This is a genomic window from Synechococcus sp. NB0720_010 (assembly GCF_023078835.1).
In the GTDB taxonomy this organism is placed as follows: Bacteria; Cyanobacteriota; Cyanobacteriia; order PCC-6307; family Cyanobiaceae; genus Vulcanococcus.
In genome coordinates, this window is sequence record NZ_CP090898.1 from 87,788 (window position 1) to 112,848 (window position 25,061).

The 25,061-nt window shown below is 64.1% G+C and carries 28 protein-coding genes; 19 read left to right on the forward strand and 9 right to left on the reverse strand.

Annotated elements, in window-relative coordinates:
- Position 1 precedes the first annotated feature (1 nt).
- Positions 2-997: an adenosine kinase gene (locus tag LY254_RS00480; protein WP_247477936.1), complete on the forward strand. Its 996-nt coding sequence runs from the start codon at positions 2-4 to the stop codon at positions 995-997.
- Here LY254_RS00480 and cutA read toward each other — a convergent pair.
- On the reverse strand, positions 990-1,310 hold the full coding sequence (gene cutA, locus LY254_RS00485) for a divalent-cation tolerance protein CutA (protein ID WP_247477938.1): 321 nt from the start codon (positions 1,308-1,310) through the stop codon (positions 990-992). The two genes, LY254_RS00480 and cutA, sit on opposite strands and share 8 nt — an antisense overlap.
- Positions 1,307-2,128 (reverse strand): precorrin-6A/cobalt-precorrin-6A reductase, encoded by an 822-nt coding sequence (locus tag LY254_RS00490; protein WP_247477942.1) that lies wholly within the window; start codon positions 2,126-2,128, stop codon positions 1,307-1,309. Before LY254_RS00490 ends, cutA begins: the two co-directional genes overlap by 4 nt.
- 32 nt (positions 2,129-2,160) lie before the next feature.
- On the opposite strand from LY254_RS00490, the gene LY254_RS00495 reads away from it, so the two are divergent.
- Entirely contained in the window at positions 2,161-2,637 is a 477-nt protein-coding gene (locus LY254_RS00495) for a single-stranded DNA-binding protein (protein ID WP_247477945.1), read from the forward strand.
- A 4-nt stretch (positions 2,638-2,641) separates the two neighbouring features.
- Here LY254_RS00495 and LY254_RS00500 read toward each other — a convergent pair whose 3' ends face one another.
- Complete coding sequence (locus LY254_RS00500) at positions 2,642-2,863, reverse strand: hypothetical protein (RefSeq protein WP_247477948.1); 222 nt, start codon at positions 2,861-2,863, stop codon at positions 2,642-2,644.
- Between LY254_RS00500 and LY254_RS00505 the strand changes: the two genes are divergently transcribed.
- Genes LY254_RS00505 through LY254_RS00515 form a run of 3 tightly spaced genes read left to right on the forward strand, consistent with a single transcriptional unit; the run spans position 2,862 to position 5,485 of the window.
- Positions 2,862-3,404 (forward strand): DUF2854 domain-containing protein, encoded by a 543-nt coding sequence (locus tag LY254_RS00505; RefSeq protein WP_010316684.1) that lies wholly within the window; start codon positions 2,862-2,864, stop codon positions 3,402-3,404. The genes LY254_RS00500 and LY254_RS00505 overlap by 2 nt on opposite strands.
- A 44-nt stretch (positions 3,405-3,448) precedes the next feature.
- Positions 3,449-4,333: an acetylglutamate kinase gene (gene argB, locus LY254_RS00510; RefSeq protein ID WP_010316686.1), complete on the forward strand. Its 885-nt coding sequence runs from the start codon at positions 3,449-3,451 to the stop codon at positions 4,331-4,333.
- A 6-nt stretch (positions 4,334-4,339) separates the two neighbouring features.
- On the forward strand, positions 4,340-5,485 hold the full coding sequence (locus tag LY254_RS00515; protein WP_247477950.1) for a DUF3153 domain-containing protein: 1,146 nt from the start codon (positions 4,340-4,342) through the stop codon (positions 5,483-5,485).
- Here the strand turns inward: LY254_RS00515 and priA are convergent.
- The gene (gene priA, locus LY254_RS00520; protein ID WP_247477951.1) at positions 5,482-7,737 is read right to left on the reverse strand and encodes a primosomal protein N'; all 2,256 of its coding nucleotides are present in this window, start codon (positions 7,735-7,737) and stop codon (positions 5,482-5,484) included. The two genes, LY254_RS00515 and priA, sit on opposite strands and share 4 nt — an antisense overlap.
- Before the next feature lie 408 nt (positions 7,738-8,145).
- On the opposite strand from priA, the gene rpoD reads away from it, so the two are divergent.
- The 7 genes from rpoD (at position 8,146) to LY254_RS00555 (ending at position 16,588) form a co-directional block, all read left to right on the forward strand.
- On the forward strand, positions 8,146-9,558 hold the full coding sequence (gene rpoD, locus LY254_RS00525) for an RNA polymerase sigma factor RpoD (RefSeq protein WP_247477953.1): 1,413 nt from the start codon (positions 8,146-8,148) through the stop codon (positions 9,556-9,558).
- A gap of 80 nt (positions 9,559-9,638) precedes the next feature.
- Positions 9,639-10,739 (forward strand): glycosyltransferase family 2 protein, encoded by a 1,101-nt coding sequence (locus tag LY254_RS00530; RefSeq protein ID WP_247477954.1) that lies wholly within the window; start codon positions 9,639-9,641, stop codon positions 10,737-10,739.
- Between the two features lie 2 nt (positions 10,740-10,741).
- On the forward strand, positions 10,742-12,508 hold the full coding sequence (locus LY254_RS00535) for a glycosyltransferase family 39 protein (protein ID WP_247477956.1): 1,767 nt from the start codon (positions 10,742-10,744) through the stop codon (positions 12,506-12,508).
- 5 nt (positions 12,509-12,513) lie between these two features.
- Entirely contained in the window at positions 12,514-13,182 is a 669-nt protein-coding gene (locus LY254_RS00540) for a phosphatase PAP2 family protein (RefSeq protein WP_247477959.1), read from the forward strand.
- Positions 13,175-13,588, forward strand: coding sequence for a DUF1824 family protein (locus tag LY254_RS00545; RefSeq protein ID WP_247477962.1), 414 nt, complete (start codon positions 13,175-13,177; stop codon positions 13,586-13,588). Before LY254_RS00540 ends, LY254_RS00545 begins: the two co-directional genes overlap by 8 nt.
- An 80-nt stretch (positions 13,589-13,668) precedes the next feature.
- Positions 13,669-14,622, forward strand: a complete 954-nt coding sequence (hemC, locus tag LY254_RS00550; RefSeq protein WP_247477966.1) for a hydroxymethylbilane synthase — start codon at positions 13,669-13,671, stop codon at positions 14,620-14,622.
- A gap of 67 nt (positions 14,623-14,689) precedes the next feature.
- Positions 14,690-16,588, forward strand: coding sequence for a chloride channel protein (locus LY254_RS00555; RefSeq protein WP_247477968.1), 1,899 nt, complete (start codon positions 14,690-14,692; stop codon positions 16,586-16,588).
- A gap of 31 nt (positions 16,589-16,619) precedes the next feature.
- Here LY254_RS00555 and LY254_RS00560 read toward each other — a convergent pair whose 3' ends face one another.
- The 3 genes from LY254_RS00560 to LY254_RS00570 all read right to left on the reverse strand — a co-directional run bounded on the left by LY254_RS00560 (position 16,620) and on the right by LY254_RS00570 (position 19,852).
- Entirely contained in the window at positions 16,620-17,207 is a 588-nt protein-coding gene (locus LY254_RS00560; RefSeq protein WP_010316702.1) for an inorganic diphosphatase, read from the reverse strand.
- Positions 17,208-17,268: 61 nt separating this feature from the next.
- Positions 17,269-18,258 carry an LOG family protein gene (locus tag LY254_RS00565; protein WP_247477970.1) on the reverse strand — a complete coding sequence of 330 codons (990 nt, stop codon included), beginning with the start codon at positions 18,256-18,258 and terminating at the stop codon, positions 17,269-17,271.
- A gap of 67 nt (positions 18,259-18,325) precedes the next feature.
- On the reverse strand, positions 18,326-19,852 hold the full coding sequence (locus LY254_RS00570) for a carboxypeptidase M32 (RefSeq protein ID WP_247477971.1): 1,527 nt from the start codon (positions 19,850-19,852) through the stop codon (positions 18,326-18,328).
- Positions 19,853-19,972: 120 nt separating this feature from the next.
- Here LY254_RS00570 and LY254_RS00575 point away from each other — a divergent pair, with 120 nt between their 5' ends.
- Positions 19,973-20,602 (forward strand): ecotin family protein, encoded by a 630-nt coding sequence (locus LY254_RS00575; protein WP_247477972.1) that lies wholly within the window; start codon positions 19,973-19,975, stop codon positions 20,600-20,602.
- Here LY254_RS00575 and LY254_RS00580 read toward each other — a convergent pair.
- Positions 20,553-20,954 (reverse strand): OsmC family protein, encoded by a 402-nt coding sequence (locus tag LY254_RS00580; protein WP_247477973.1) that lies wholly within the window; start codon positions 20,952-20,954, stop codon positions 20,553-20,555. The two genes, LY254_RS00575 and LY254_RS00580, sit on opposite strands and share 50 nt — an antisense overlap.
- A gap of 52 nt (positions 20,955-21,006) precedes the next feature.
- On the opposite strand from LY254_RS00580, the gene LY254_RS00585 reads away from it, so the two are divergent.
- Entirely contained in the window at positions 21,007-21,447 is a 441-nt protein-coding gene (locus tag LY254_RS00585) for a DUF2721 domain-containing protein (RefSeq protein ID WP_363159400.1), read from the forward strand.
- On the opposite strand, the gene LY254_RS00590 is transcribed toward LY254_RS00585, so the two are convergent.
- The gene (locus tag LY254_RS00590; RefSeq protein ID WP_247477975.1) at positions 21,418-21,828 is read right to left on the reverse strand and encodes a thiol-disulfide oxidoreductase DCC family protein; all 411 of its coding nucleotides are present in this window, start codon (positions 21,826-21,828) and stop codon (positions 21,418-21,420) included. The genes LY254_RS00585 and LY254_RS00590 overlap by 30 nt on opposite strands.
- Positions 21,829-21,904: 76 nt before the next feature.
- On the opposite strand from LY254_RS00590, the gene LY254_RS00595 reads away from it, so the two are divergent.
- The 5 genes from LY254_RS00595 (at position 21,905) to asnB (ending at position 25,058) form a co-directional block, all read left to right on the forward strand.
- Positions 21,905-22,360 (forward strand): secondary thiamine-phosphate synthase enzyme YjbQ, encoded by a 456-nt coding sequence (locus tag LY254_RS00595; protein ID WP_371820478.1) that lies wholly within the window; start codon positions 21,905-21,907, stop codon positions 22,358-22,360.
- Between the two features lie 3 nt (positions 22,361-22,363).
- The gene (locus LY254_RS00600; RefSeq protein ID WP_247477976.1) at positions 22,364-22,633 is read left to right on the forward strand and encodes a hypothetical protein; all 270 of its coding nucleotides are present in this window, start codon (positions 22,364-22,366) and stop codon (positions 22,631-22,633) included.
- Positions 22,633-22,911 (forward strand): cupin domain-containing protein, encoded by a 279-nt coding sequence (locus LY254_RS00605; RefSeq protein WP_247477978.1) that lies wholly within the window; start codon positions 22,633-22,635, stop codon positions 22,909-22,911. Before LY254_RS00600 ends, LY254_RS00605 begins: the two co-directional genes overlap by 1 nt.
- A gap of 36 nt (positions 22,912-22,947) precedes the next feature.
- Complete coding sequence (locus LY254_RS00610; RefSeq protein WP_247477980.1) at positions 22,948-23,232, forward strand: 4a-hydroxytetrahydrobiopterin dehydratase; 285 nt, start codon at positions 22,948-22,950, stop codon at positions 23,230-23,232.
- 77 nt (positions 23,233-23,309) lie between these two features.
- Positions 23,310-25,058 (forward strand): asparagine synthase (glutamine-hydrolyzing), encoded by a 1,749-nt coding sequence (gene asnB, locus LY254_RS00615; RefSeq protein ID WP_247477981.1) that lies wholly within the window; start codon positions 23,310-23,312, stop codon positions 25,056-25,058.
- The last annotated feature ends 3 nt before the right edge of the window (positions 25,059-25,061 follow it).

A 25,061-nucleotide genomic window follows, 5' to 3' on the forward strand; every position in this document is an offset into this window, starting at 1 on the left:
CATGCCTGAAGTGAAGACCTTGGATGTTGTCGGGATCGGCAACGCGATCGTTGACGTGCTTGTTCAGGCCGACGATGCCGTCATTGAGGGCTTTGGTCTGACCAAGGGCACGATGGCCCTGATTGATCAGGACCAAGCCGAGTCGCTCTACTCCAAGCTCGGCCCTGGCTTGGAAACCTCTGGGGGATCCGCGGCTAACACCCTGGCTGGCATTGCCCAGCTTGGCGGGCGTGCTGGCTTTATTGGTCGGGTGCGGGATGACCAATTGGGCACGATCTTTGCCCATGACATCCGTGCTGTGGGGACCCGTTATGAGACCCCCGCAGCAACGACCGGGGCCTCGACCGCACGCTGCTTGATCCTGGTGTCACCGGATGCGCAGCGCACCATGTGCACCTACTTGGGTGCCTCGGTTGGCCTCGATCCCAGCGATCTGAATCTCGAGATGGTGGCCCAGGCGAAGGTGCTCTACCTCGAGGGCTATCTCTGGGATAGCGACGACGCCAAGGCTGCTTTTCTTGCGGCCGCCAAGGTGGCGAAAGAGAACGGTGCCGAAGTGGCGCTGAGCCTCTCCGATGCGTTCTGCGTCGAACGCCATCGCGACAGCTTCCTTGAGCTGGTCGACGGCCATGTCGACATTCTCTTTGCCAATGAGATGGAGATCACCTCCCTCTACAAGGCCAATAGCTTTGATGAGGCCGCCCAGGCTGTCCGCGGCCGCTGCCGTATCGCCGCCCTGACTCGCAGCGAGCAGGGTTCTGTGATTCTCAGCGGCGATTCATCGATCGCCATCAAGCCCTTCAACCTGGGCCCGCTTGTGGACACCACGGGCGCCGGTGACCTTTATGCCGGTGGTTTCCTGCATGCCTATACCCAGGGCGAATTGCTGGAGCGCTGTGGTCAGCTCGCCTCGCTCTGCGCTGGTCAGGTGGTGACCCAGCTGGGTCCCCGCTCCCAGGTCGATCTGAAGGCCCTCGCCCAGACGCACCTCAACTAGGGCTGCAGGCCGCCTGAGCCCAGGCTCCATAGCCAGGGCTGGCCTCTGCACTCCAGACGATCCATTCGGGTGTCTCGTAGCTGTGGTGCTCATGGACGGCGGCCTCCAGGGCCTGCTGCTGCTCTCGAGTGGTTTTGATCAGCAGCTCGACCTCCGCGCTGTCCTCGATCTGTCCCTGCCACCAGTAGAGGGCCCGTTGCGGTCGCAGGGCGACGCAGGCCGCCAGACGCCTCTCCAGAAGAACGCGGGCGAGGGCCTCGGCGGTCTCTGGGTTTGCCTCGGTGGTGAGGGCCAGGATCAATGATGGGCTCATGACCGCGCTTGCGCTGCCCCAACTTGACGCAGGATTCCTTCCGGTGTCAGGCCTACTGGCAGCTGTTCTGCGGGGGGGCGGATCTGGATCAACTGCAGGCCCAGCTCCTGGCTGAGGTTCTGCCAGATCTGCTGGGTGAGTCCCCCGGATTGCCTGCAGAGCACGGCGCTGATCCCCCAGCGCCGGCAGAGGGCGCGTTCGATGGAGCCCTCGGGCAAAGCCCCGGGCCGCACGCAGGCCAGCTGCTGCGGTTCAAAGCCTGCCGCTAGGGCAAGACGCAGGCTCTCCGGGTTGTCGAGGATCCGCGCGAAGTGCTGCGAAGCGGAGCTCTGGCGCAGGGCCGCTTGGAGGTGTCTCGAGCCAATGGCCAGGAGCAGTCGCTCTCCCCGCAGCGCGATGGAACGCAGATCCTCGAACTGTTGGATCCCATGGATCCGGGTTCCTTCAGGCAGGCGAGGGGTCTCCCGTTGCAGTCGCAGCAGGGGTTGGTTCATGGCCTGGCAGCGCCGTTGCAGCCTGCCGCTGATCACTGCGGCGAAGGGATGGGAGGCATCGAGCACCCAGCGGGGTCTGAGCGTCCTCAGCAGTTGATCAACGGCCTCATCCTCCTGGAGCTTCCCCACCTGAAAGCGCAGATTGGGGTGGGACCGATAGGCCCGTGTGGCGAAGGCGCTGACCACGCTGACCAGGACGTTCCAGCCCTGCTGCAGCAAGGCCTGGGCCAGGGGCGGACCATCCCCGGTGCCTGAGACCAACCAGATCGTCTCGGCAGGGGCAGAGGTCGAGGAATCCCCCTGGTGAAATTCCAGGCCTTGCATCAGGATGTGGCCCCGTGCCATTGACCGGTCCTGTGAACCATTGCTTGCTGGAGGTGGAGGTGCTGGAGGCGCCTCAGGTTCGATACACCCAGGACAACCAAACTCCAGTGGCGGAGATGGCCGTTCAGTTCGATGGGCTGCGTCCTGATGATCCGGCGGGTCAGCTCAAGGTTGTCGGCTGGGGAAGTCTTGCTCAGGACCTGCAGAACCGTGTGCAGGTTGGCCAGCGGCTAATGGTCGAGGGTCGTCTGCGGATGAACACTGTGAGCCGCCAGGACGGGACCAAGGAGAAGCGCGCTGAATTCACGCTCTCCCGCCTGCATCCCCTCGTTAGCAGTGGCGGTGGCAGTGCCGCCCCTCGTCCCGCCGCTGCTGCACCGGCTGCTGCACCGGCTTCGGCTCCTGCCCCTGTCCGCAGTGCCGCCCCCGCACAGCAGCAGCCTCCCACCTGGAACACCGCACCCCTGGTTCCTGACCTTCCCGAAGGCGAGGACGAGATTCCGTTCTGATCGCTTAGCTGCTGGGGCTGAGTCGTTCTTGGGCCTGCTCCAGCAGCTGACCCAGTTCACGCTCCAGGGCGGCCAGGTCTAGGCGCAGTTCTGGCCAACGTCCCTGGTCCAGCTGCTGCAACAACCAGAGCCGGTCCCGTTGCAGCTGTTCAACCAGCTCCGCCGTGCTGGGGGCATCCTGCGCGGGGTTGGGCTCCTGCCCCCCGTTGACCGAAGATGCCTGCATGCTCGCAATCGCTTCCCCCGGCAGCCTAGTCACCTTGGCTGGTGCGGCCCTCTCGGTCATTGGCTGGATTGGCTACGCCACCTCCAATCCGAACCTCAGCCTGCCGACGATTTTTTACGGCATCCCGATCCTCTTGGGTGGGTTGGCTCTCAAGTCCTCCGAACTGCCCCCCGCAGAGCTCCTGGAGGCAGAGCCAGATGCGGTTGCCCTGCGTGAGCAGGCCGCCAGTAAGACCCTCCGCAAGCTGGTGAAAGACGTCACCCGTTGGCGCTATGGCCAGAAGGCTCACCTCGAGAGCTCCCTCGAGGCCCTCAAACTTTGGGATGAGGATGAGCCCCCTCAGTTGATCAGCGTGCTTGAGCGCGCCGTCGACGGTCGCTATGCCGTTGTGATGCGGTTTCGCTGTGAAGCGGTTCCCTTCGAGCGTTGGCAGGAGAAACAGGACCGACTGGGCCGATTCTTCGATCGCGGCCTGCGGGCAGAGCTGAGTGAGCCCTCCAAAGGTGAGGTGCTCCTTGAGTTGTTGCCTGCTGCTGGCTAAACCTGAGCACATCTAGGCCCCTCTTCTCGAGACAAGTCCCTCCCTTGAGCGAACGTCCTGCTGATCGCACTGACGCCCTGCGGGTGTCGGTGCTGAGTGAAGCCCTCCCCTACATCCAACGTTTTTCCGGCCGCCGCGTCGTCGTGAAATACGGCGGTGCCGCCATGGTTCGCGAAGACCTGCGCGATGCGGTCTATCGCGACTTGGTGCTGCTTGCTTCGGTCGGCGTGAAGCCGGTGGTCGTGCACGGCGGCGGGCCCGAGATCAATGAGTGGTTGGGGCGCCTGAATATCGAGCCCCAATTCCGCAATGGCCTGCGGGTGACCTGCCCGGACACCATGGATGTGGTGGAGATGGTTCTGGTGGGCCGGGTCAACAAGCAGATCGTCAACGGCTTGAATCGTCTGGGCGCTAGGGCCGTGGGCCTCTCCGGTAGCGATGGCCCGCTGGTGCGGGCTCGCACCTATGGCGATGGGACCAATGGCCTGGTGGGGGATGTGGCTGCGGTGGACCCGTCTGTTCTCTTCCCCTTGCTGGATGCCGGCTACATCCCCGTCATCTCCTCGGTGGCAGCCGACGCTGAGGGCCAAGCCCACAACATCAATGCCGACACGGTCGCTGGGGAGTTGGCTGCAGCCCTGGAAGCGGAGAAATTGATTCTCTTGACCGATACCCCGGGGATCCTGCGGGACCGGGAAGACCCCAGTTCGTTGATTCGCTCCGTGAGTCTCTCCGGCGCCCGCGAGCTGATCAGCAGCGGTGTCGTGGCCGGCGGGATGACGCCGAAAACCGAATGCTGCATTCGCGCCTTGGCCCAGGGGGTCGCCGCCGCCCACATCGTCGATGGCCGAACACCCCATGCGCTCTTGCTGGAGGTGTTCACCGACGCGGGCATCGGCACGATGGTCACCGGCCGAACCAACCTCTAGGTGCCGGTGGAGGAGTCCAACGCGGCCCAGCCCGCGGAGGCGTTTGATCCAGCGACGCTTCTCCCGGCCCGATCAGCCCTGGAGAGGGGCGACTACGGCACCTGTGAACGCTTGCTGGAGCCGCTGCTGCAAGCCCACGGTGCGATGACCCGGGCTGGGGGAGAGGTCCGGCTTCTGCTGGCCACGGCCCAGTTGGGGCGTGGGGATCACAAGGCCGCCGCTGCGACCTGCCGCAGCCTTCGGGCCTGCCGCGACACCACCCTGCGCGCCCAGGCCAAGGACCTCCAGGAGATCCTTGACGCGCCGGCCTTGGTGAGGCCCAGGGAGTGGTCGATGACCCTTCCGAGCCTGGGGGAGATGAAGCCCCTGGAGGGCGAGCTCAAGGCGATGGCCCGTCAACGCCGCCGCCGCCGCGGCCCCCCAGAACCACCACCACCGCCCACTGGACCCACCCAGGCTCCCTTGGGTTTCGCTGTCGTGGCGATCGTTCTTTTACTGCTGACGGCTTTGCTCGGTGGGTGCGTTGACCTCGAGACCCAGCTGCGCTTCCCCGGCCCTGGACGCCTGCAGTTTGAGCAGCGCAGTCAATCCCAGACGGATCAGCCCCTTCCTTGGCAGAGCCAATGGCGGCAAGGACTGCGCGGCCGCTCCCTGCGCGTGGATCAAGACCATGGCCGCCTGACGCTGGCCTCGCCGGTGCTGCCTGCTGCTCAGGCTTTGGAGCTGCTCCAGGACAGTCTTGAGCAGGGTGCTGCATTGGCCAACCTGGATCTACCCGCACCTGAACTGGACTTCCAGGAGCGCAACTGGTTGATCGGCGTGCGTCAGCGGCTGGCCATCCAGCTGGATCTGGAGACGCTCCAGCCCCTGCCTGGATTGCAGTTGAGCGTTGCCCTCGAACCACTTCCGCTGCGTGCGATTCAGGCCTCTGGGCCCATCCCCGCCCGCGCCATGCGCCGGGGCAAGGGCGAGCCTGAGGTTGTCCGTTGGCGCCTTGAGCCCGGGGCGGTGAATACGCTTCAGCTCTCCTGCTGGCGCTGGAGCAAGCTTGGCCTGGGTACCCTGGCCATCAGCCTGCTCCTGCTGCTGGTGGCACTGCTTCAGCGGCTGCGCATCGCCGCTGGTTTTGGCTTGCCCCAGCTGCCGGCCTAGAGCTCCAGCGGATCTGGGTCGATCGCCAGACTGACGTCATTGGGGAGCAGGGCCCGCAGCTCTGTCTCCATGGGCAGTGGAAGCTCAGAGTCGGCTGGTCCGTGCAGCAGGAGCTGCCAGCGGCTGTTCCCCGCCACCCTGGCCACCGGTGCTGGAGCTGGTCCGATCAGCAGCCACCCCTGCTGCATCAGCGCCGCACGCAGGTGTTCCGCCAGGCTTGAGGCGGCCGTCGCGGTTCGACTGGCGGATGGTCCCGCGAGGCGCAGCAGGCATGCCCGGCTAAAGGGAACCAGGGATGCGGCCTGCCGTTGTTGGAGTTCCTCCTTCAAAAAGGCTTCATAGCGGCCATCCACCAGATGGCGAATCACGGGATGTTCGGGGCTGTAGGTCTGCACTAGGACCTCCCCAGGACGGTCCCCTCTCCCCGCACGGCCGGCCAATTGCAGCAGCAGCTGCAGGCTTTCCTCTGCGGCCCGCAGATCGGGTCGATGCAGGAGCCCATCGGCGGCCAGCACGGCAGCCAGGGTCACCCGCGGCAGATCCATCCCCTTGGCGAGCATCTGGGTTCCGATCAAGACATCGGCTTCCCCGCGGGCAAACCGCTCAAGGAGTTGCCGATGGCCATCGCGCCCGCGGGTGGTGTCCCTGTCGAAGCGCAGCAGCCGCAGCTCCTCCAGTTCGCCCGAGAGGTGCTCCAGCACCTGTTGCGTTCCGGCCCCAAAGGGCTTGAAGGCCGTGGAGCCGCAATGGCCGCAGCGGCGCTCCACCTCTGCACGGTGGTCGCACCAGTGGCAGCGCAGCCAGGAGCGCTCCCGTTGCCGGTGCACCGTGAGGGCCACGTCGCAGTGGGGACACTGCACCACTTCGCCGCAGCTGCGGCAACTTAAAAAACTGCTGTAGCCCCGCCTGGGAACCAGCACGACCGCCTGCTCCCCCCGTTCTTTCAGGGTCTGGAGCCGGTCCATCAGCGGCCGACTCACCAGACGCCGGTGGCCCTCCGCCAGTTCCTGCCGCATGTCCACCACCAGGACCGGTGGCAGGACACTGCTGCCAATGCGCTTGGGGAGTCGCACCAACTGACACTGCGCCTGGGGGCCTTGGCAGGCGCGCCAGGTCTCCAGGCTTGGGGTGGCACTGCCGAGGATCAACTTGGCCCCGCTGGCCTGAACCCGCAGTTGGGCCACATCTCGGGCGTGATAACAGGGCATCGGGCTGTCCTGTTTGTAGGAGCGATCGTGCTCCTCATCGAGCACCACCAAGCCCAGCTGCTTGAGCGGTAGAAAGATCGCCGAACGGGTGCCCACCACCAGCAGCGGAGAGGGGCTATCGAGGCAGTGGCGCCAGGTTCGAATGCGCGCGCCATCACTGCAACCCGAGTGGTATTCCGCCACCGCCGCACCAAAGCGGGCTCGGCTGCGATCCAGCAGCTGGGGAATGAGTCCAATCTCTGGGGTCAGCAGCAACACGGACCGTCCTGCCTGAAGCTCGCGTGCGGCGGCCTGGAGATAGACCTCCGTCTTGCCAGCCCCCGTCACCCCCCAGAGCAGGAGCTGGCTTCCTGGTTGAGCTCCCTCAATGGCGGCTAGCGCTTGGGCTTGATCCTCAGTGAGCTGCTGGGGGATGCTGCTGTCGCCCCCTTGGCGCATCACCTCCTCGGCCTGAAAGGGGCGCCGCTCTCGCCGAAGGATTCCCCGGCGCTGCAGGGTGTCACTGACCGAGCGGCTGACCTGGGCGGCCTCGAGGGCCTGGGTTTGCCAGCACTGGCCGCCGTGGGCCTCCAGCACCTGGAGCAGACGGTTTTGGGCGTCGCTCCAGCTGCTCCGTTCCGTTTCCGTGGGGGGCTGAATCAGCTCGAGCCAGAGCTGCTCCCGCGGCCGCTGAGCCGCTGCGGCCGGGCGCTGCCCAAGCCAGCCAGGGGGCAGGACCGCTTTGAGCGTTCGGAAGGAGGTGGTTCGGCACTGTTGCGCAACCGTCTCAATCAGGCTTTGCCAGTCGGGCTCAACAGCGGCCTGTTGATGGACGGTTTCGATCGGTTGCAGGGCTTTGCCGGCTAAGGCCGCGGGCCGTTCATCCAGCAGCTCCAGCACCAGCCCGATGTGGCGCCGTCCCCGGAGTCGAATTTGCACCAGATCCCCTCTGGCGCAGGGGAGTTGCTTGGGGTTGCTGTAGGTGAACACCTGCCCCTCACGGCCCGCCTCAAGCCAGACCTGGACCCAGGAACCCTGGCCATCTGCTGGGGTGGGGCCGGTCACTCTTGCAAAGCTCTTGGGAGTTTCTTAAGATGAGTCTGTTGAGCAGTCCATAGGGCTGCAGTCGGAACCCGGCAAAGTTCCGTCCAGCGGGAAGATCTTGAGGACAGCCAGCACTGCTGCGCGCCCGATCTGCGACCACCCCTGACAGCCTTGCTGGGCTTCTGGCCCTGTTCCCATTCCTTTCTATTCCCCTCAGCATGCCGCCAAGTCCCTTGGCAAGTCTGCTGGGTTCGTTGACGCCCCACCCATTCATCGTTCCCATGGGTCATTGAGCCTTGACCGGCTCTGTAGCCCGATCGATGCGGCCTTTCGCCGATTCCGGTCGATTGATGATTGGCACCTCGCCCTTGGCTTGGTCGGGTCTGCGTCTGACGTGTCAACCGCCTCAACATCATCTAGCCGAACGCGATGAGTCCTGCTGCTGCGACAAAGAAGTCAGCGACCACCAAGACGACCACGAAGGCAGCTGCGACGGCCAAAAAGCCCGCTGCTGAAATTCTCGCCGTGGCCAATTCTTCGGGTGAGACCGTCAAGGTGACCAAGGCCAAGGCCGCCAGCAAGACCAAGAAGGACGCCGAGGCCGCGAACAAGGTCAGCCCAACCAAGGCCAAGGCCACGAAGGCTGCATCGACGAAAGCGGCCTCCACTAAGGCCGCCAGCAGCAAGAAACCTGCATCGACCAAGGCTGCTTCCACAAAGGCTGCGGCATCGAAAGCCACCAGCAAGAAGGCCGCGGCCGCCGACCTCGACAAGGCGGCTGATCAGCTGCTTGCAGAGGCGGGCAAGGCTCCGGCTGCCGATGCCAAGGCCACGGAGAAGGATGCAGCGAAAACCGCCAAAGCCCTGGCGAGCATCAAGATCGGGCCGAAGGGTGTCTACACCGAAGACTCCATCCGGGTTTATCTCCAAGAGATCGGCCGGATTCGACTGCTGCGTCCTGACGAGGAGATTGAGCTGGCCCGCAAAATTGCGGACCTGCTGCAGCTCGAGGAGCTAGCGAACCAGTTCGAGGCAGACAACGGCCACTACCCCGACACCAAGGAGTGGGCGGCCCTCGTCGAGATGCCCCTCGTCAAGTTCCGCCGGCGCCTGATGTTGGGTCGCCGCGCCAAGGAAAAGATGGTCCAGTCGAACCTCCGTTTGGTGGTGTCGATTGCCAAGAAGTACATGAATCGGGGCCTGAGCTTCCAGGATTTGATTCAGGAGGGCTCCCTCGGCCTGATCCGCGCCGCCGAGAAGTTCGATCACGAGAAGGGCTACAAGTTCTCGACCTATGCCACCTGGTGGATTCGTCAGGCGATCACCCGCGCGATTGCGGATCAGTCCCGCACGATCCGTCTGCCGGTCCACTTGTACGAGACCATTTCTCGGATCAAGAAGACCACCAAGACCCTCTCTCAAGAGTTTGGCCGCAAGCCCACTGAAGAGGAGATTGCTGAATCGATGGAGATGACCATCGAGAAGCTCCGCTTCATTGCCAAGAGTGCTCAGCTGCCGATTTCGCTGGAGACACCGATTGGCAAGGAGGAAGACTCCCGCCTGGGTGACTTCATTGAGGCTGATATCGAGAATCCTGAGCAGGACGTCGCCAAGAACCTGCTCCGGGAAGATCTCGAAGGCGTTCTGGCGACCCTGAGCCCCCGTGAGCGCGATGTGCTGCGCCTGCGCTACGGCCTGGACGATGGTCGGATGAAGACCCTCGAGGAGATCGGCCAGATCTTTGATGTGACCCGCGAGCGCATCCGCCAGATCGAGGCCAAGGCCCTGCGCAAACTGCGGCACCCCAACCGCAATGGCGTGCTCAAGGAGTACATCAAGTAACCAACTCTTTGACTGCGCCCCAAGCGGTTTAAGGTTCACCCGCCGGCGGGATTTCCCGCCGGCTTTGTCTTGAGAATTCGATGGGCTTGCGGGTCTCGATTGTTCTGCCCACCTACAACGAGCGGGGCAACATCGAGCCGCTTCTGGCACAGCTGCTTCCCCTGGGTGAGCAGTGGGATTTGGAAATCCTTGTGGTGGATGACGACTCGGCGGATGGGACAGCAGAGCTGGTTCGTCAGCTCGCCCATGACGAACCGCGGCTTCGTCTGATCCGCCGGGTCGGGCGCTCCGGTTTGGCCAGCGCCATCAAAGAAGGTCTGCTGGATGCCACGGGCGACTTTGTCCTGGTGATGGACAGTGACGGCCAGCATGAGCCTGGCTCTGTCCGCCGCGCGATCGAGACCCTGGAAGCCGGTGGTGCGGACCTGGTCATCGGCAGCCGCTTCCATCCCGAGGCCCAGATCCTGGGGCTGAGCGATCGGCGGGAAACCGGATCGACGTGGGCCAATGCCAGTGCCCGCTTCAGCCTGCCCAAGCGCTATGCCCATCTCACGGACTACATGAGTGGCTTCTTTGCCCTGCGCCTAGAGCCGCTGCTGCCCTTGATCCGTGGCGTGGATGTCAACGGGTTCAAGTTCCTCTACGAACTGCTGGCGGTGAGTCGTGGGCGCTTGAGCACCGCCGAGGTGCCCCTGACCTTCCAGCCCCGCACCTATGGCAGCTCCAAGCTGGATCTGGCCATCTTCTGGGATTTCCTGATCTCAATCCTCCACACCCTGAGCTTCCGCCTGCTGCCCAGGCGAGCCATCAGTTTTGGTTTGGTCGGTCTCAGTGGCGTTGCGGTGCAGCTGCTGATCACGCAGCTGTTCATGGCTCTCTGGGGTCTTGGCTTTGAGCAGGCGCTCCCGATCGGTGTGATCTCGGCAGCCAGCTCGAACTACCTGATCAACAACGCCCTGACCTTCCGTTTCGCTCGCTTGAAGGGCATCCTGCTGCTGCGCGGACTGTTCAAGTTCCTGTTGGTGGCCTCCTTACCGGTGATGGCCAATGTGGGCTTGGCTTCGGCCTACTACAGCCTGATCGCACCGAATGTCTTCTGGGCCCAGTTGGCCGGGATCATTGTGGTGTTCGTCTGGAACTACGCCGCCAGCAGCCGTTTCGTCTGGAACACCCCCAACTAGTGATGCAGAGGCTCAAAACCTGGCTGGATGCCAATCCCACCCGGGCGCTCATCACGGCGATCGCAGCCCTGTTGGGCCTCTGTGTTCTGGCTTTCTTTAACCAGTTGGGAAGCCTGGGCCTACTGGATAAAACCGAGGGGTTGTTCGTTGAGGTCCCCCACCAGATGCTTCTCAGCGGTGACTGGGTCACCCCCCGCTGGAACGGTGAAACCTTTTTCGATTACCCCGTTTGGGGGTACTGGATGGTGGGCCTCAGCTTCCAGCTATTCGGTGTCAGTGAATGGGCAGCCCGCTTCCCTGCGGCCCTCGCCGCCAGCGCGGTTGTCTTCGCCGTTTTTGGTCTGCTTCTAGCCCTGGCGCCATCGACGGAGTCCGTCAGTCAACGGCTGGGGCGCGCGACCCTCTGCAGCGGGCTGTTGGCCTTGAGTCCCGGCTGGGTGGGCTGGGGCCGCTCCTCTGTCACCGACATGTTTCTGGCCAGTGGCATCAGCCTGGCCCTGTTGGGCTTTGCCCTGGCCTACTGGCGCAGGGATCAAGAGGTCCTGAGGCGCCTAGGCCATGTGATGTTGGCGCTCTTCTGCGGGATTGCGGTGCTGGCGAAAGGTCCCGTTGGCCTGCTCCTACCGGGCCTGGTGATCATTGGTTTTCTGCTGCTGCGGCGTGATCTCTGGCCGGAGGTTCGTCAGACCCCATGGCTGGCGCTGCTGTCCCTGTTTTTGGGTGTGACCCTGCCTTGGTATGTGGCAGCGACCCAGGCCAACGGGTTCACCTTCCTCGCGCGCTTCATTGGCTTCAGCAACCTGGAGCGCTTCACCTCGGTGATCTACGCCCACCCAGGTCCCCCTTGGTTTTATTTGCCCTGGTTGCTGCTACTGGCACTGCCCTGGTCGCTGTATCTCCCGGCGGCAATCCTCAAGCTGCAGGTCTGGGCTCCCCAGCGCTGGCATCGCAGTGATGCGGGCGAGGCCCTCGCCCAATTCGGCTTGATTTGGCTTGTGGTGGTGGTGGCTTTCTTCTCCGCCGCGGCGACCAAATTGCCCGGCTACATCCTTCCGGCCGTTCCGGGTGCAGTCCTTCTGGTGGGCCTCTTGTTTGCGCCCCTTTCCCCGAGCACGGGCCATCCCCCTTGGCTGGATCGTCTGCAGCGGGGCAGCGGTTGGTTCAATGCCGTTCTCCTTGGGCTGATGGCCTTGGCCGCCGTCCTTGCCCCTCGCTTGATTGAGGTGGATCCGGCCTACCCCGGTTTCGCGGATGCCATCGCCCAGTCCGGCTTGCCCTGGCTGCTGGCACTCCCCTTGGCAGGTGCCTGCGGCGCGTTGATCTGGTTGCTTCGTGCGCGGGATGGCGTCGCCCTGCGTTGGCTTTGGCTCCCCAATGCCGCTGGGTTTGCGGCGGTTTTGGCCTTGGTCATTCCCGTCTTGGCGCCCCTGATGGATCGTGAGCGCCTGCTGCCGATCCGGGTGCTGGCCCGTCAGGCCGCTGCCTCAGCTCTGCCTGGCGAACCGCTGCTGGTGGCCGGCTACAAGCGCTACAGCGTGGTGTTCTACAGCGGTCGTCCGGTGCTCTTCGTTCACGACGCCCGTTCGGCCATCGATCAGCTGGAGGCCCAGGCTCTACCCGCTGATTCCGTCTTGGTCCTGGGGTCTGATCGTGAATTGCTGGACCTGGGCGTGGGACCCGGTGATGCGGAGCTGCTGGGCCGCCTGGATGCCCACCGCCTGATCAGACTGGACCGCACCACCCTCGATCAGTTGAGCCAGAGACGGTGATCGCCATGCCTCCTCTTCTGCGTGAGTGGTTGAACGCCCTTGGACGGCGCCGATTGCTGTTGACCCTGGCCATTGCGGTTGTCTTGCTGGTGGTGAGTCCAACCCTCAAGGCCAATGCCTCGGACTCCTTCGATCGCGTCCTGCTCGATGGGCTGCATCAGCGCATCCCCGCCTGGCTTGGACAGCTCCTGCTGGTTGTCTATCAAGCCAGTGGCATTCATGTGACCGCGGTGTTGGTCCTGGCTGTTCTGGGTTTCCTGGCCTTCAAGCGCTTCTGGCCTGATTTGGTCTGCGTCGTGGCCGGAACCGGCGGCATTTTGGTGATCGTTGATCGCTTGCTGAAGCCCTGGTTTGATCGACCCCGCCCCGACGCCAGCCTGCTGGAGCTGAGTGGCCGCAGTTTTCCCAGCGGCCATGCAGCCGGTTCGGTGGTCTTCTATTTCATGAGCTGCACCCTGCTGGCGGCCCACTACCCCAGGTTGCGCCGGCCATTGTTTCTCCTCTCGAGTCTTTGGGTCGCCTTGGTTTGGCTGAGCACCCTCTATTGCCGCGCCCATTGGCCAACGGACATCCTGGCTGGGGCGGCCGTCGGTTATGTGTGGCTCAGCTTCTGCCTGGCCGGTTTCACCGTCTGGGAACGGCACCACCCCACTTCTTCCTCCATCCATGGCTGACGGGCCCTCGCTGCTGGGATCACTAAAGGGACTGCGCACGGCCCCTGAGCTCTCCTCAGCTGAGCAGGGGCAACTGCTGGAGGAACTGACCCAGGCCATGGCGACCTGCGAGTGGTTCACCGTGGGTGTGATGGCCCCCTCCGCAGCCCTTGCGGTCGCGACCCTGCGGGCGCTTGAGCAGCGCTTCTCCTGGGAAACCCTGGAGCTGGATCCAGCCGGTGAGGAGCTGGCGACGATCGAGGGTCCCGTCTTCCTGAAGGCGAATCAGAACAACGGTCGTTTTTTGGTGCGCCGTGAGAGTGGCCTGGGCCAAGGTCTGTTGATCACTGGACACAACCCCGTGGATCCCAGCACCGAGGACACCTGGGGCCCCATTCCCCTGGCCCTCTTCGCAAACGACGACTGATCAAGACTTTGCGGCCTTTGGCCGCGATGGGCACACCACTCCCTAGGCTTGGCGGCTGTTTGCTGCCTTGATGCATTCCGATGGCTGGTTCCCAACTGCGCATTGCCTCTCGCCGCAGCCAGCTGGCCATGGTCCAGACCCATTGGGTGCGTGACGAGCTAGCCAAGGCCCATGACGGTCTCGAGATCACCATCGAGGCGATGGCCACCCAGGGCGACAAGATCCTCGATGTGGCCCTGGCCAAGATTGGGGACAAGGGTCTGTTCACCAAGGAGCTCGAGGCTCAGATGCTGGTGGACCGTGCCGACATCGCCGTCCACAGCCTGAAGGACCTGCCCACCAACCTGCCTGAGGGGCTGATGTTGGGCTGCATCACCGAGCGGGAGGATCCCGCCGATGCCTTGGTGGTGCACGAGAAGCACAAGGACAAGACCCTCGCGACCCTTCCTGACGGGGCCGTGGTGGGCACCAGCTCCCTGCGTCGTCTGGCCCAGCTGCGTCACCACTACCCGCACCTCACCTTTAAGGATGTGCGCGGCAACGTCATCACCCGCCTGGAGAAGCTCGATTCCGGCGAATTCGATTGCTTGATCCTGGCCGCCGCCGGTCTCGGTCGCCTGGGCTTGGGCGATCGCATCCACGAGCTGATCGATCCCTCCATCTCCCTCCATGCCGTGGGTCAAGGGGCCCTGGGGATTGAGTGCCGCGATGGCGACGCCGAGGTGCTGGAGCAGATCAAAGTGCTGGAGCACGTTCCCACCGCCCGTCGCTGCCTGGCTGAGCGCGCCTTCCTGCGCGAACTGGAGGGCGGCTGTCAGGTCCCCATCGGTGTGAACACCCGTTTTGAAGGGGACGAGCTCGTGCTCACCGGCATGGTCGCCAGCCTGGATGGCAAGCGTCTGATCCGCGATCAGGTGCAGGGGGATCAAACCAACCCTGAAGCCCTGGGGATTGACTTGGCCCACAAACTGAAGGCCCAGGGAGCAGGAGAGATCCTGGAGGAGATCTTTGCAACCGTTCGGCCCGAGGCCTGACACCCTTCCGGACGGGGCCCCGCCTGAGCTCGATGAGGCTCGGCCCCTTCCGTTTCAATGGAGCCTGTTGGCCTGGGCATCCCTCGTTGGCGGTCTGACGGGATTGGCCGTGGTCGGCTTCCACGAGCTGCTCGGCCTGATCAATAACGGTCTGTTTGGCCCGGCCGTGTCCTGGGCCCTGGCCTTGGTGGGACAGACCCAGCCCGAGCCGCCCGTTCTGCCGGTGGATCCCTTGCCGGTCGACAGCGGCACACCGCTGCGGGCCTTGCTTCAGATCGGCCTGGGGGGCGTGGGCTTTTTGCCGGATCCCACGCCGCTTCCTCCGGATCCCACACCAGCGATCACGGGCAGTCTCCCCCTGTGGTTGGCCTCCTGGCCGGTTGTGCTGATGCCCGTGCTCGGTGGATTGGGGGTCGGTCTGCTGCGGCTGTGGTCCAGGGACCTGGGTCCAGGACTGCCCAGCTTGATGGCCATGGCTGACGGCGCGGTTCAGGCCAAGCCCAAGCTGCCCTTTCAGCGCTTGCTGGGCGCTTCGCTGAGCCTGGGCAGCGGCGCGTCCCTTGGCCCTGAGGGGCCCAGCGTTGAGAGCGGCGGCAACATTGGCCTGTGGCTTGGGATGCGCGGCGGACTGCCCCCCGAGTCCCAGAAGGCCTTGGTGGCGGCAGGTGTTGCGGCTGGACTGGCGGCCGGTTTTAAGGCCCCGATCGCCGGTGTCTTTTTTGCCTTTGAGGGCAGCTACAGCACCATCCCCGGCCGTCCCAGTATCCGCGCAGTGCTGGTGGCTGCGGTGGCCTCCGCCCTTGTCACGCAGCTCTGTTTGGGCAGTGACCCGATCTTTCGCCTGCCGGCCTACGAGGTGCGCTCGCCCCTGGAATTGCCCCTTTATCTGGGCTTGGGGCTCTTGGCGAGCGGAGTGTCCTTGGCGCTCCTGCGCCTGCTGGCGGCTGGCAGGAGTCCACGGGTCCAGCGCCTGCTGGGACGCCTGCCATCTTGGTCCCTGCCTGCCCTGGGGGGCTTGGCCATTGGCTTGATGGCCCTGGGCTTTCCCCAGGTGCTTGGGGTGGGCTACGACACGATCGAGGCGCTGCTCGGCAGTGGGGGCGGCATCGCCCTATTCACCCTGGTGGGTCTGCTGCTGGTGAAGCTGCTGGCTACGGCCTTGAGCAGTGCCACAGGCTTTGTGGGCGGTGGTTTTGCGCCGTCGCTGTTTGCCGGCGCGGTGCTGGGCAACGTCTATGGCCAACTGCTGGGGGACAGCGGTTTTGGCCTGCCGGTCGCGGAACCCCCCGCCTACGCCATGGTCGGGATGGCTGCGGTTCTGGCCGGCAGTGCCCGCGCCCCTTTGACCGCCCTCTTGCTGCTGTTTGAGCTCACGCGTGACATCCGCATCGTCCTGCCGCTGATGGCGGCCGCGGGTCTGAGTGCAGCCTTGGTGGAGCGCTGGCAGGGCCTGGCTGACCCCGGTCTGCTGGGGCCTGATCTGATTGAGGACCAGCGCCGTCATGCCTTGGCGTCCCTGCCCGTGCTCGATGCCTTTGAACCCGAGGCACCGCTGGTTCTCAATGCTGCGGAGTCGGCCCAGTCAGCGCTGCAGCAACTGCTCTCGGCCCATGGTCACTGCCTGATGGTCGAGCAGGACAACTGGGTGGTGGGCCTGGTCACCCTGGCTGACCTGCAGCGGGCCCTCACCGGCTTGGGGCCGGCTGTCACCTTGGCGGACTGCCGGCGCTCGGAGCTGCTCTGGCTGCCGGCTTCCGCGAACCTCGCCCAGTTGGAAGATCAGTTGCGTCCCAACGGCCTGCGTCAACTGCCGGTCTTTGAACTCGCCCTGCCGGACCTGCCCCATCTCCCCAGCGCCCTCCCTGCCACGGGCCTTCCCGTGAAGGCCCTGCAGGGATTGGCCAGCCGCGACGGCATGGCGCGGGCCGTAGCTCGAGCCCAAACGTCCGCAGACTCCAAGCCATGAAAAAAGCCCCCGGTTGGGGGCTTGGCTGCGATCAGTTGACCAGCTTGGGCGCGATCACTTCCATGTAGCGGGCCTCGCACTCCTTGACGATCTTCACGGCTTCTGCGGAGTCGAAGAAACCATTGACGCGGCAGGTGCCGGGCTTCTTGAGGTCCTTGTAGTGCTCCCAGTAGTACTGGGTTTCCTTCAGCCAGTGCTCACCAAGTTGGGTGTAGCTGGTGATGTGGTCCATGCGCTTGTCATCGGCCAGCACGGCAATGACCTTGTCGTCGACTTCGCCGCCGTCGTCGAATTTCATGATGCCGATGATGCGGGCTTCCACCAGGGAGCCGGGCACCAGGGGCTCGGTCACACCGACGATCTCGATGTCGAGCGGGTCGCCGTCCTCATCCCAGGTGCGGGGGATGGTGCCGTAGGCGAAGGGGTAGGCCAGGGAGGAGTAGCCGACGCGATCGAGCTTGAGGTGACCGGTTTCGGTGATCAGCTCGTACTTGTTGATCGTGTTGCTGTTCAGCTCAACGATGGTGTTCAGCCGCAGTTCCGCTTCATCGGCAAAGGCCGGCAGCACGTGCAGCAGGTTGAGCATCGTGCGGCTTGGGGCGTGGTCGATGTTCGCCATCAGGGCAGCGGGCCTTAAGGATGGGCGGCATCCTACGGAGTTCCCGGAACCGGCCTTTGGCCTAGGCCGCGAGCGCCTCGGAGCTCAGATCTTCGTGATCCTGCTGGGCTTCGCAGGCCTGGATCCAGGACCAGGCTTCTTGCGCTGAGTCGGTGAACCTGACGAGCTCCAGGTGCTCCTCGCGGATCAGCCCGCAGTCCGCCAGGTAATCAAAATCGATCAGCCGTTGCCAAAACTCCGTTCCAAAGAGGATGACGGGCATCTGACCCTTGATCGCGGTCTGGCGGAGTGTCAGGACTTCAAACAGCTCATCAAGGGTGCCGAAGCCGCCGGGGAAGAGGACTGCAGCGGCCGAGCGTTTGACGAAGTGGAACTTGCGTAGGGCGAAGTAATTGAACTGAAAGCAGAGCTCGGGACTGATGTAGGGGTTGGGCTCGGGTTCCCCCGGGAGCTTGATGCTCAGACCGATCGAGCGTCCACCGGCATCAAAGGCACCGCGGTTTGCCGCTTCCATGATTCCGGGGCCGCCACCGGTGACGATCACATGGTTGTGATGACCTGCCTGTTGGTCCGCCGAGACCAGCCGGCTGAACTCACGGGCCGCGTCGTAGTACCGCGAGAACTCCAACTGGGTCTGGCTGCGTCTCAACTGCCGTTGCAGTGGGCCGCTGTTGGGGTTACGGGCGAGTTCGGCTTCTGCGGCGGCCAGTCGCCCCTCGGCAGCGGAGCGCTCAATGATGTTCACCCCACCAAAAATGATGATGGTGGACTCAACGCCCTCGGCTTCAAGGACCTGCTGTGGCTTGGTGATTTCCAGCAACATGCGGACGCCGCGCATCTCGGCGCTGGAGAGCAGTTCCTCATCGGCGTGGGCCAGCTGATAGCTGGAGGACTGCAAGATCCGGCTTAGGTTTTCATTGACCAAGCGCTCGTCTTCACTGCGCCTGGTTGCTTTCGCTCCTGCAGAGTTGGTGGCTTGGCTGTTAACGCTCTGCCCATGCTGCTGGGGCGAGAGATCGAAACTGGCCTTGCGGGGGAATTGATTTGCCATCTCTTTCCTTTCGCGCAGGCCCATCAGAGCGCAACGGTCAGCGTTTGCACACCTTTGTTCCGTTTCTTCACGCGGCGAGTCGTTCGAGCTTCTGCTGCAGGTAGCGCAGGAACGGACGATGGCTCAAGGGGGAGCCTGAGATCTGCTCGACGAGCTCCATGGCGTTGACACTGCGCCCCAGGGGATACACCCGCTGTTTGAGCCAGTGGCCCAGGGCTGCGTCATCGCCCGCTTCTAGTAGCGATTCGATCGGACCGAGCTGCCCTTCGATCGTCTCGCTGATCTGGGCGCTGATCAGGTGTCCCAGGGCATAGGAGGGGAAGTAGCCAAAGAGTCCTTCACTCCAGTGCACGTCCTGCAGGCAGCCCTCTCGGTCGTTGCTCGGCTCGATGCCGAGGAGCTCCTTCATGGCCCGGTTCCAGGCACTGGGCAACTCCTCAACGGGCATCCCCCCCTCCAGCAGTGCGAGCTCGAGCTCGTAGCGCAGCAGCACGTGCAGGCCGTAGCTGACCTCATCGGCCTCCACCCGGGTCAATCCCGGAGCGATCGGATTGAGATCGCGCCAGAACCCCTGGCTGCTCCCCCAGACATCCTGGCCAAGGGCCTGGGCGAAACGCGGATGCCAGCGGCAGGCCATGGTCTGGCTGCGGGCCAATCGGTTTTCGTAGAAGAGGCTCTGGCTTTCGTGAACGGCCATGGAGGTGGCTTCCCCCAGGGGCCAGGGGAACCAGTGATCCCCCGTGCGCGGCAGTCCCTGTTCATAGAGGCTGTGCCCCCATTCATGGGCGGTGGCCAGGAAGGCCGAGAAGGGTTGTCCCTCGACGACGCGGGTGGTGATCCGGAAGTCATCCGGCCCCAGGGTGCTGGAGAACGGGTGGGGTGAGCGGGCCCGGCAGCAGCGCTGAGGGTTGTACCCCCACTCCTGCAGCAATTGATCGCAGAGGCTCTCCTGGGATTGGTCGCTGAGATCCCACCGCTCAGTGCTGCCCTTGGGGAGCGCCTGGGCTCGCTCAAGCAGCGGCGGCAGCTCGTTGCGCAGGGGAAGCAGCCAGCGGCTGAGCGCCTCTTTGCTGACGTCCGGTTCAAAGGGTTGGGCCAGGATTTCCCAGGGGCTTCGCTCCTGGCCCGAGGCATCCCGTTCGGCCGGAGCCAGTTGACGTGCCTGCTCGAGCCTTAGATCAATCAGGGATTGGATGGCCGGGGCAAAGCGGGCGAAGGCGTTGTCGCGCTTGGCCTCTTGCCAAAGGGCGTAGCCCTGGGCCTGGGCCTGGGCCAGTTGCCCCACCAGGGCAGGATCCAGGCGGGACTGCCGCTCCCATTGCTGGCGCAACAGTTGGAGGTTGCGGTGCTGCTCGTGACTGGCCTGGGCTCCTGCTTCGGCCTCGGCATTGGCCAGCAGATCGGCGTATTCCGTTGAGGTCTGCCGCTCGTGCAATTGCAGCGCCAGCAGGGCCAGCTGCTCGCCGCGCCAGTGGGCCGATCCCGGCGGCATGGCGGTGTTCTGGTCGAAGTAGAGCGTGCTCTGAATCCCTCCGAGCAGTTGGGTGGTGTGCAGGTGATCGCGAAGCTGTGCGTATGCCTGTCCTGCGCTCAAGGGAATGCCCGGCTCTGGGCGCGACCCTAGGTGTGTGACTGGGATCACGGCCGGGCTTGATTTCGCTCATGCCCGTTGCTTGGCGCAGCCCCGAGGCTGAAGGGAGCTTCAGCCCGAGCCATGTCAGCTACATACGTGCTTCGCAACGCCCTGGCCGCAGGCCTCTGTCTGTCTTCCGCCCTGCTCTGCTCGGCCGCCAAGGCTGTTGAAACAGCCCCTTTTCCGCGGCCGCGCCCAAGCGGCTCAGACCTGGGAAAATTTGCCTCGCTTCTGATCTCGGGCAGCCTCGACAGGCTGCACCCTCTTGAAAAAGGTCAGCAGCGGTTTTTGATTGATACCCGCTGGGATGAAGGCAAAAAGGTCGCCCCCGGTTCGATCGAGGTTCGGGTTGGTCAGACGGTTCTGTCTGACTGCAATGGAGTGGCGTTTGCTGGCTCCTTCAAAGCGGTGAGCTCTGTTCGCTCGGAGCGCTATCAGTTTTGGAGTTTCGAGAGCGGTGGCCTGATGAGCACCTTGAAGCTCTGTCCGGATTCCGCGCGCCATGAGCGGCTGGTGTGGATGTCCGGAAAGCCCGCTCAGATTCCTTGGAGAGGTCGCGCCACGGTGATCGATCTGCCCGAAGGCTGGACGCTGCAGTGGCGACGCCAGGGCGGGGCCAGCCCTGGGCCCTGGATCAATGCCCGTTCACTGCAATCGCGTTTCAGCTCCAGTGGAGCTGCATCGCCACAGCCCCTTCAAGACTCAATTTGACCGGGCAGTTTTCAGCGGCTTTGCGCAGGATCTTGCGGGCCTTCTCATCGAGGTGGGCCGGTAGTTCGATCCAGACCTCGAGCTGGGCGATCTTGCGCGGGGCTTCGCTGGTCATGACCTTCTCCACCCGGGCCGTGCATCCCTTGAGATCCCAGTCGTGGCGTTCGGCGACGATGCCCATGATCGTCAGGATGCAGGTGCTCAGAGCTGTCGCCACCAGGTCGGTTGGTGAGAAGCGCTCGCCCTTGCCTTGGTTGTCGGTTGGGGCATCGGTTTCCAGGGCGGAGCCCGATGGCCCGTGCAGCGAGGCACAACGCAGGTCCCCGCTGTAGCTGCTGTTGATTTGGGTCACGGGGCGGTGAGTGGTTGCCGCCAGGTTGGCAGTTTTGTCTCGCCTCGCTTAGGTGGACCTGTCGATGTGGCTGACGATGGATCCCGGAGCTGGCTCACCGATGCTCGGCTTGGCCAAGGCGATTCAGCTCTCAGTGGCCCCAGTGTTTCTGCTGACGGCCATCGCGGGCCTATTGAGTGTGATCAGTAACCGCCTGGCCCGTGTGCTGGACCGGGCCCAGCGGTTGCAGAGCATCCGGGACGAAGCCATGGATCTGGCGTTGTTGAAGCGGCGGATGACCCTGCTGACCCGAGCCAGCGAAGCGGTCACCACAACCGGCGTACTGGTGGCAGCCGTGGTGGCGGTCACCTTCATCAGTGCGATCGCCGTGATTGACCTGACGGCGATCGTGGTGCCGCTGTTCGTTGTGGCGATGCTCTCGCTGATGGTGGGGCTATTGACCCTGCTGTTGGATACCCGCGTCTCAGCGCGTCTGATCCGCCGTCGCTTCTAAGCGGCAGTTGCAGAGTTGATCCAGGTTCGGGCGTCCCGTGAGGGCGAGGCGCCACTGGGCCCAGAGGCCATAGACCCAGTCCGCCAACGGTCCGATGACGGGCCAGGCCGTCGGGGCGTACAACCAGCCCAGGCCGATCAGGCGATAGGCCTCGCGGAAGACCGCGACATCCTTCAGAACGGTCCCATTCCCCTGGATGGCATGGATGCGCCCCATGGCCTGCCGGTAGCTGATTCCCTGGTGCTGCTCCGGGCTGTAATCGCTGGCGTTGATGTCGACAAAGCCGATCCGCGAGTGCTGATCTCTTTTTCGCAGGAAATTCACCTCCCGCAGACAGAGCGGGCAGCCACCGTCGTAGAGGAGTGTGAGTTCTGTCGTCATCGGCCCAGCCTGAACGATGGCCCTGGCTCTCCGTGGCTGATCGCTTTGACTGGAGCCGGGTTGCGCTGGATCAGTGATGGGCTTGCAGCAGGCGCTCGAGCAATTCGAGTTCAACAGCAGCGGCAAGGGGTTCTTGCGCATCGACCCTGAGCTGAACCGCTGGATTCGCTCCACGGGCCTGCGACAGGGCGTCCTGCATCTGAGTGCTCTCCACACCAGCTGCAGCCTGACCATCAATGAGAATGCCGATCCGCGGGTTCTCGATGACCTGGCGGCCTGGATGGAGGCCGTGGTTCCTCAGGTCGCCCATGGCGCCTTGGATGGCTCTGATTCCCTGCGCCGTTATCGCCATGACGACGAGGGGCCTGACGACATGCCCGCCCACATCCGCTCGGCGCTGACCAGCCAAACCCTCTCCCTGAGTGTTGTGGATGGGGAGTTGCTGCTTGGCATCTGGCAGGCGGTTTACCTCTGGGAGCACCGCTCGAGGCCCCAGCGCAGGCGGGTCGCGGCCCATCTGGTCGGGGAGTGAGTGATGACGCTTTCTCTTGAGGAACTGACCCTGGCGCTGACGCGCCTGCAACAGCGGGTGGAGACGCTGGAGGCGGAACTGGCATCCCTGCGTGGCCGGGACCTCTCGCCTTCAACCCAGTTGGCGCGGCGCAATGCCGAGCGACTGGCGGAGGAGGTGCGGCGCCGCAGGGAGACCACACCGGAGCCTGAGGAGGACACGGATATTGATCTGCTGATCGATCGCTTGCACGATCTGGCCCTTGAGAATGGCCCCAGTTCTGGCAGCCGTTGATGGCCTCATCAATCACCGTTGTCCATGGGCCTGAGCCTGCCCAGCTCGAGGCGTTGGGGGTGGAGCAGTGGCCGATCTGGAGCTGCGAGATCAGTTCCTTCCCCTGGACCTACGACGAGCAGGAAACCTGCCTGCTGCTGGAGGGGGATGTCACGGTGACTCCCGAGGGCGGTGAACCGGTGCGCTTTGGTGCCGGTGATCTGGTCACCTTTGCGTCCGGTCTCTCCTGCCACTGGGATGTGCATCAGCCTGTACGCAAGCACTACCGCTTCGGTTGAGGGGCGCCAGCCTGGGTGCAGTACTGGTGATGATTGATGGCTGCTGTTCCGCTGACTCCGGCTGAGATTGATCAGCTGCCGCAGCAGTTGCTCGGCTGGAGTCTGGTGGATGGAAAGCTGCACCGAGAGCTGGTCTTTGCTGATTTCAACGAGGCCTTTGGCTTCATGAGCCGGGTGGCCCTGATCGCCGAAGCCATGGGCCATCACCCGGAGTGGCGCAACGTCTGGAACCGGGTTGTCGTTGATCTCACGACCCATGACACCGGTGGGCTCTCCAACCTGGATCGGCAGTTGGCGCAGCGGATCAACGCGTTGCTTTGACCGTAGATTCACTCCACTGAGGGGCGCCTCGCATGTGCGGATTGGCAGGCGAACTCACGCGTGGATCGGCCGAGACCATGCCTCGCGCCCAAGCCGAGCGCATTGCTGAACTCCTGGTCCACCGCGGCCCTGACGATGCCGGGATTTGGCAGAGCCCGACCTGCACCCTGATCCACCGCAGGCTCTCGATTCAGGACCTCTCCCCGGCGGGGCACCAGCCGATGCAGTCCCCCTGCGGGCGCTATCGGCTGGTTTTTAACGGCGAGATCTACAACTACAAAACCCTGCGTGCCCAGCTGGAGGCCGAGGGTGAGACCTTTGTCTCCACGGGCGACACCGAGGTGCTCCTGCGGCTGTTGATCCGTGAGGGGGCCTCAGCCTTGCCTCGCCTGCGCGGCATGTTCGCGTTCTGCCTGTTCGACCAGGAGCGCCAGAGCGCCCTGCTGGGCCGGGATCCCTTTGGGATCAAACCGCTCTATCTCTACCGATCGTCAGACCAACGCCTGCTGTTCTCATCGGAGGTGCGGGCGCTGCTGCGCAGCGGATCAATCCCTCGTGAACTCAATGGGGAGGCGCTGCAGCACTACCTGATGTTCGGCTGCGTTCCCCAGCTCGGGACCTTGGTCGAAGGATTTAACGCCCTGCCGCCTGGCCATCTGGCCCGTTGGGCCAACGGCGCGTTGACGATTGAACGCTTTTGGCAGCCGCGCTTTGGGGAGGAGAAGGGCGACTCCTATGGCGCCTTGGTGGAGCGCACACGAACGGCCGTCAAGGAGAGCGTCGAAGCGCACATGGTCTCCGATGTGCCCGTGGGTCTGTTCCTCTCTGGTGGACTGGATTCATCGGCGATCCTGGCGGCCTCTGACCAACGGCTGACGACCCTCTCGATCGGTTTTGAAGAGGAGGCTTTCGATGAAAGTGTCCTCGCCGAGCAGGTGGCCCAACGCTTTGGTTCCGACCATCGCCGCCTCTTGTTGCGACGCGACAAGGCTTGGTCCCGTCTCCCGGCGTTCTTTGATGACCTGGATCAACCCAGCACCGATGGCTTCAACACCTACTGCGTTTCGGCTGAGGCGGCGGATGCGGGATTGAAGGTGGTGATGAGTGGCTTGGGGGGCGATGAACTCTTCGGCGGCTACCCGCTGTTCCAAACCGTTCCGAAGTTGCTGGCGTTGCGTCAACGGCTCGGGCCGGCCGCCTGGGCCGCCTCCCAGCTGATTCGGCCGATCAAGCGTGCCAAGCTCCAGCGCTTCTCGGACTACCTGGCCAGTCCGCCCGGTGTGCCCGCGGCCCACCGCTGCATGCGCACGATTTTTTCAGCCCGCGAGGCCTCCCGTTTGATCAAGCTCTGGGATCTCCCCGCTCCATCAACGCCTCCCCTGCATGAGGGGTTGGAGTCTGCAGCTCTCGCCGATCAGATCGCCTGGCTCGAGACGTCGAGCTACATGGGAGCGATGCTGCTGCGCGATAGCGATGCCCTCTCCATGGCGAGTTCACTGGAGCTTCGGGTGCCGCTGGTCGATGTCGCTCTCTTTGAGGCTCTCGCGCCCATCGCAGCCTCAGAGCGCTTGGCCCAGGGGAAGCAACTGCTGCGGGATGCCTTCCCGGAGGTGACGGCGGTTCTGCAGGACGCCCCCAAGCGTGGGTTTGTGATTCCCTTTGACCAGTGGCTCCGCTCGCCATCGGCTAGTAGCGGTCTTCCTCAACTGGATCTGAAGGCGGCATCGCGGCGGGTTGACCTCAGGCCCTGGGCGCGCCAGTGGGGACTGCTGGTTCTGGCCGATTGGTTGGAGCGCAACATGGGGATTGCGCTCCAACCCGGCTAGTTC

What these genes read in the sequence shown, in the direction of transcription:
- LY254_RS00610 (WP_247477980.1), top strand. Translation starts at nt 22,948, where the DNA reads ATGGCTGCTGTTCCGCTGACTCCGGCTGAGATTGATCAGCTGCCGCAG.
- LY254_RS00605 (WP_247477978.1), top strand. Translation starts at nt 22,633, where the DNA reads ATGGCCTCATCAATCACCGTTGTCCATGGGCCTGAGCCTGCCCAGCTC.
- LY254_RS00490 (WP_247477942.1), bottom strand. Translation starts at nt 2,128, where the DNA reads ATGCAAGGCCTGGAATTTCACCAGGGGGATTCCTCGACCTCTGCCCCT.
- rpoD (WP_247477953.1), top strand. Translation starts at nt 8,146, where the DNA reads ATGAGTCCTGCTGCTGCGACAAAGAAGTCAGCGACCACCAAGACGACC.
- LY254_RS00565 (WP_247477970.1), bottom strand. Translation starts at nt 18,258, where the DNA reads ATGGCAAATCAATTCCCCCGCAAGGCCAGTTTCGATCTCTCGCCCCAG.
- LY254_RS00545 (WP_247477962.1), top strand. Translation starts at nt 13,175, where the DNA reads ATGGCTGACGGGCCCTCGCTGCTGGGATCACTAAAGGGACTGCGCACG.
- LY254_RS00530 (WP_247477954.1), top strand. Translation starts at nt 9,639, where the DNA reads ATGGGCTTGCGGGTCTCGATTGTTCTGCCCACCTACAACGAGCGGGGC.
- LY254_RS00600 (WP_247477976.1), top strand. Translation starts at nt 22,364, where the DNA reads ATGACGCTTTCTCTTGAGGAACTGACCCTGGCGCTGACGCGCCTGCAA.
- LY254_RS00500 (WP_247477948.1), bottom strand. Translation starts at nt 2,863, where the DNA reads ATGCAGGCATCTTCGGTCAACGGGGGGCAGGAGCCCAACCCCGCGCAG.
- asnB (WP_247477981.1), top strand. Translation starts at nt 23,310, where the DNA reads ATGCCTCGCGCCCAAGCCGAGCGCATTGCTGAACTCCTGGTCCACCGC.
- LY254_RS00505 (WP_010316684.1), top strand. Translation starts at nt 2,862, where the DNA reads ATGCTCGCAATCGCTTCCCCCGGCAGCCTAGTCACCTTGGCTGGTGCG.
- LY254_RS00535 (WP_247477956.1), top strand. Translation starts at nt 10,742, where the DNA reads ATGCAGAGGCTCAAAACCTGGCTGGATGCCAATCCCACCCGGGCGCTC.
- LY254_RS00540 (WP_247477959.1), top strand. Translation starts at nt 12,514, where the DNA reads ATGCCTCCTCTTCTGCGTGAGTGGTTGAACGCCCTTGGACGGCGCCGA.
- LY254_RS00560 (WP_010316702.1), bottom strand. Translation starts at nt 17,207, where the DNA reads ATGGCGAACATCGACCACGCCCCAAGCCGCACGATGCTCAACCTGCTG.
- LY254_RS00590 (WP_247477975.1), bottom strand. Translation starts at nt 21,828, where the DNA reads ATGACGACAGAACTCACACTCCTCTACGACGGTGGCTGCCCGCTCTGT.
- LY254_RS00480 (WP_247477936.1), top strand. Translation starts at nt 2, where the DNA reads ATGCCTGAAGTGAAGACCTTGGATGTTGTCGGGATCGGCAACGCGATC.
- LY254_RS00575 (WP_247477972.1), top strand. Translation starts at nt 19,973, where the DNA reads ATGTCAGCTACATACGTGCTTCGCAACGCCCTGGCCGCAGGCCTCTGT.
- cutA (WP_247477938.1), bottom strand. Translation starts at nt 1,310, where the DNA reads ATGAGCCCATCATTGATCCTGGCCCTCACCACCGAGGCAAACCCAGAG.
- hemC (WP_247477966.1), top strand. Translation starts at nt 13,669, where the DNA reads ATGGCTGGTTCCCAACTGCGCATTGCCTCTCGCCGCAGCCAGCTGGCC.
- LY254_RS00595 (WP_371820478.1), top strand. Translation starts at nt 21,905, where the DNA reads ATGGGCTTGCAGCAGGCGCTCGAGCAATTCGAGTTCAACAGCAGCGGC.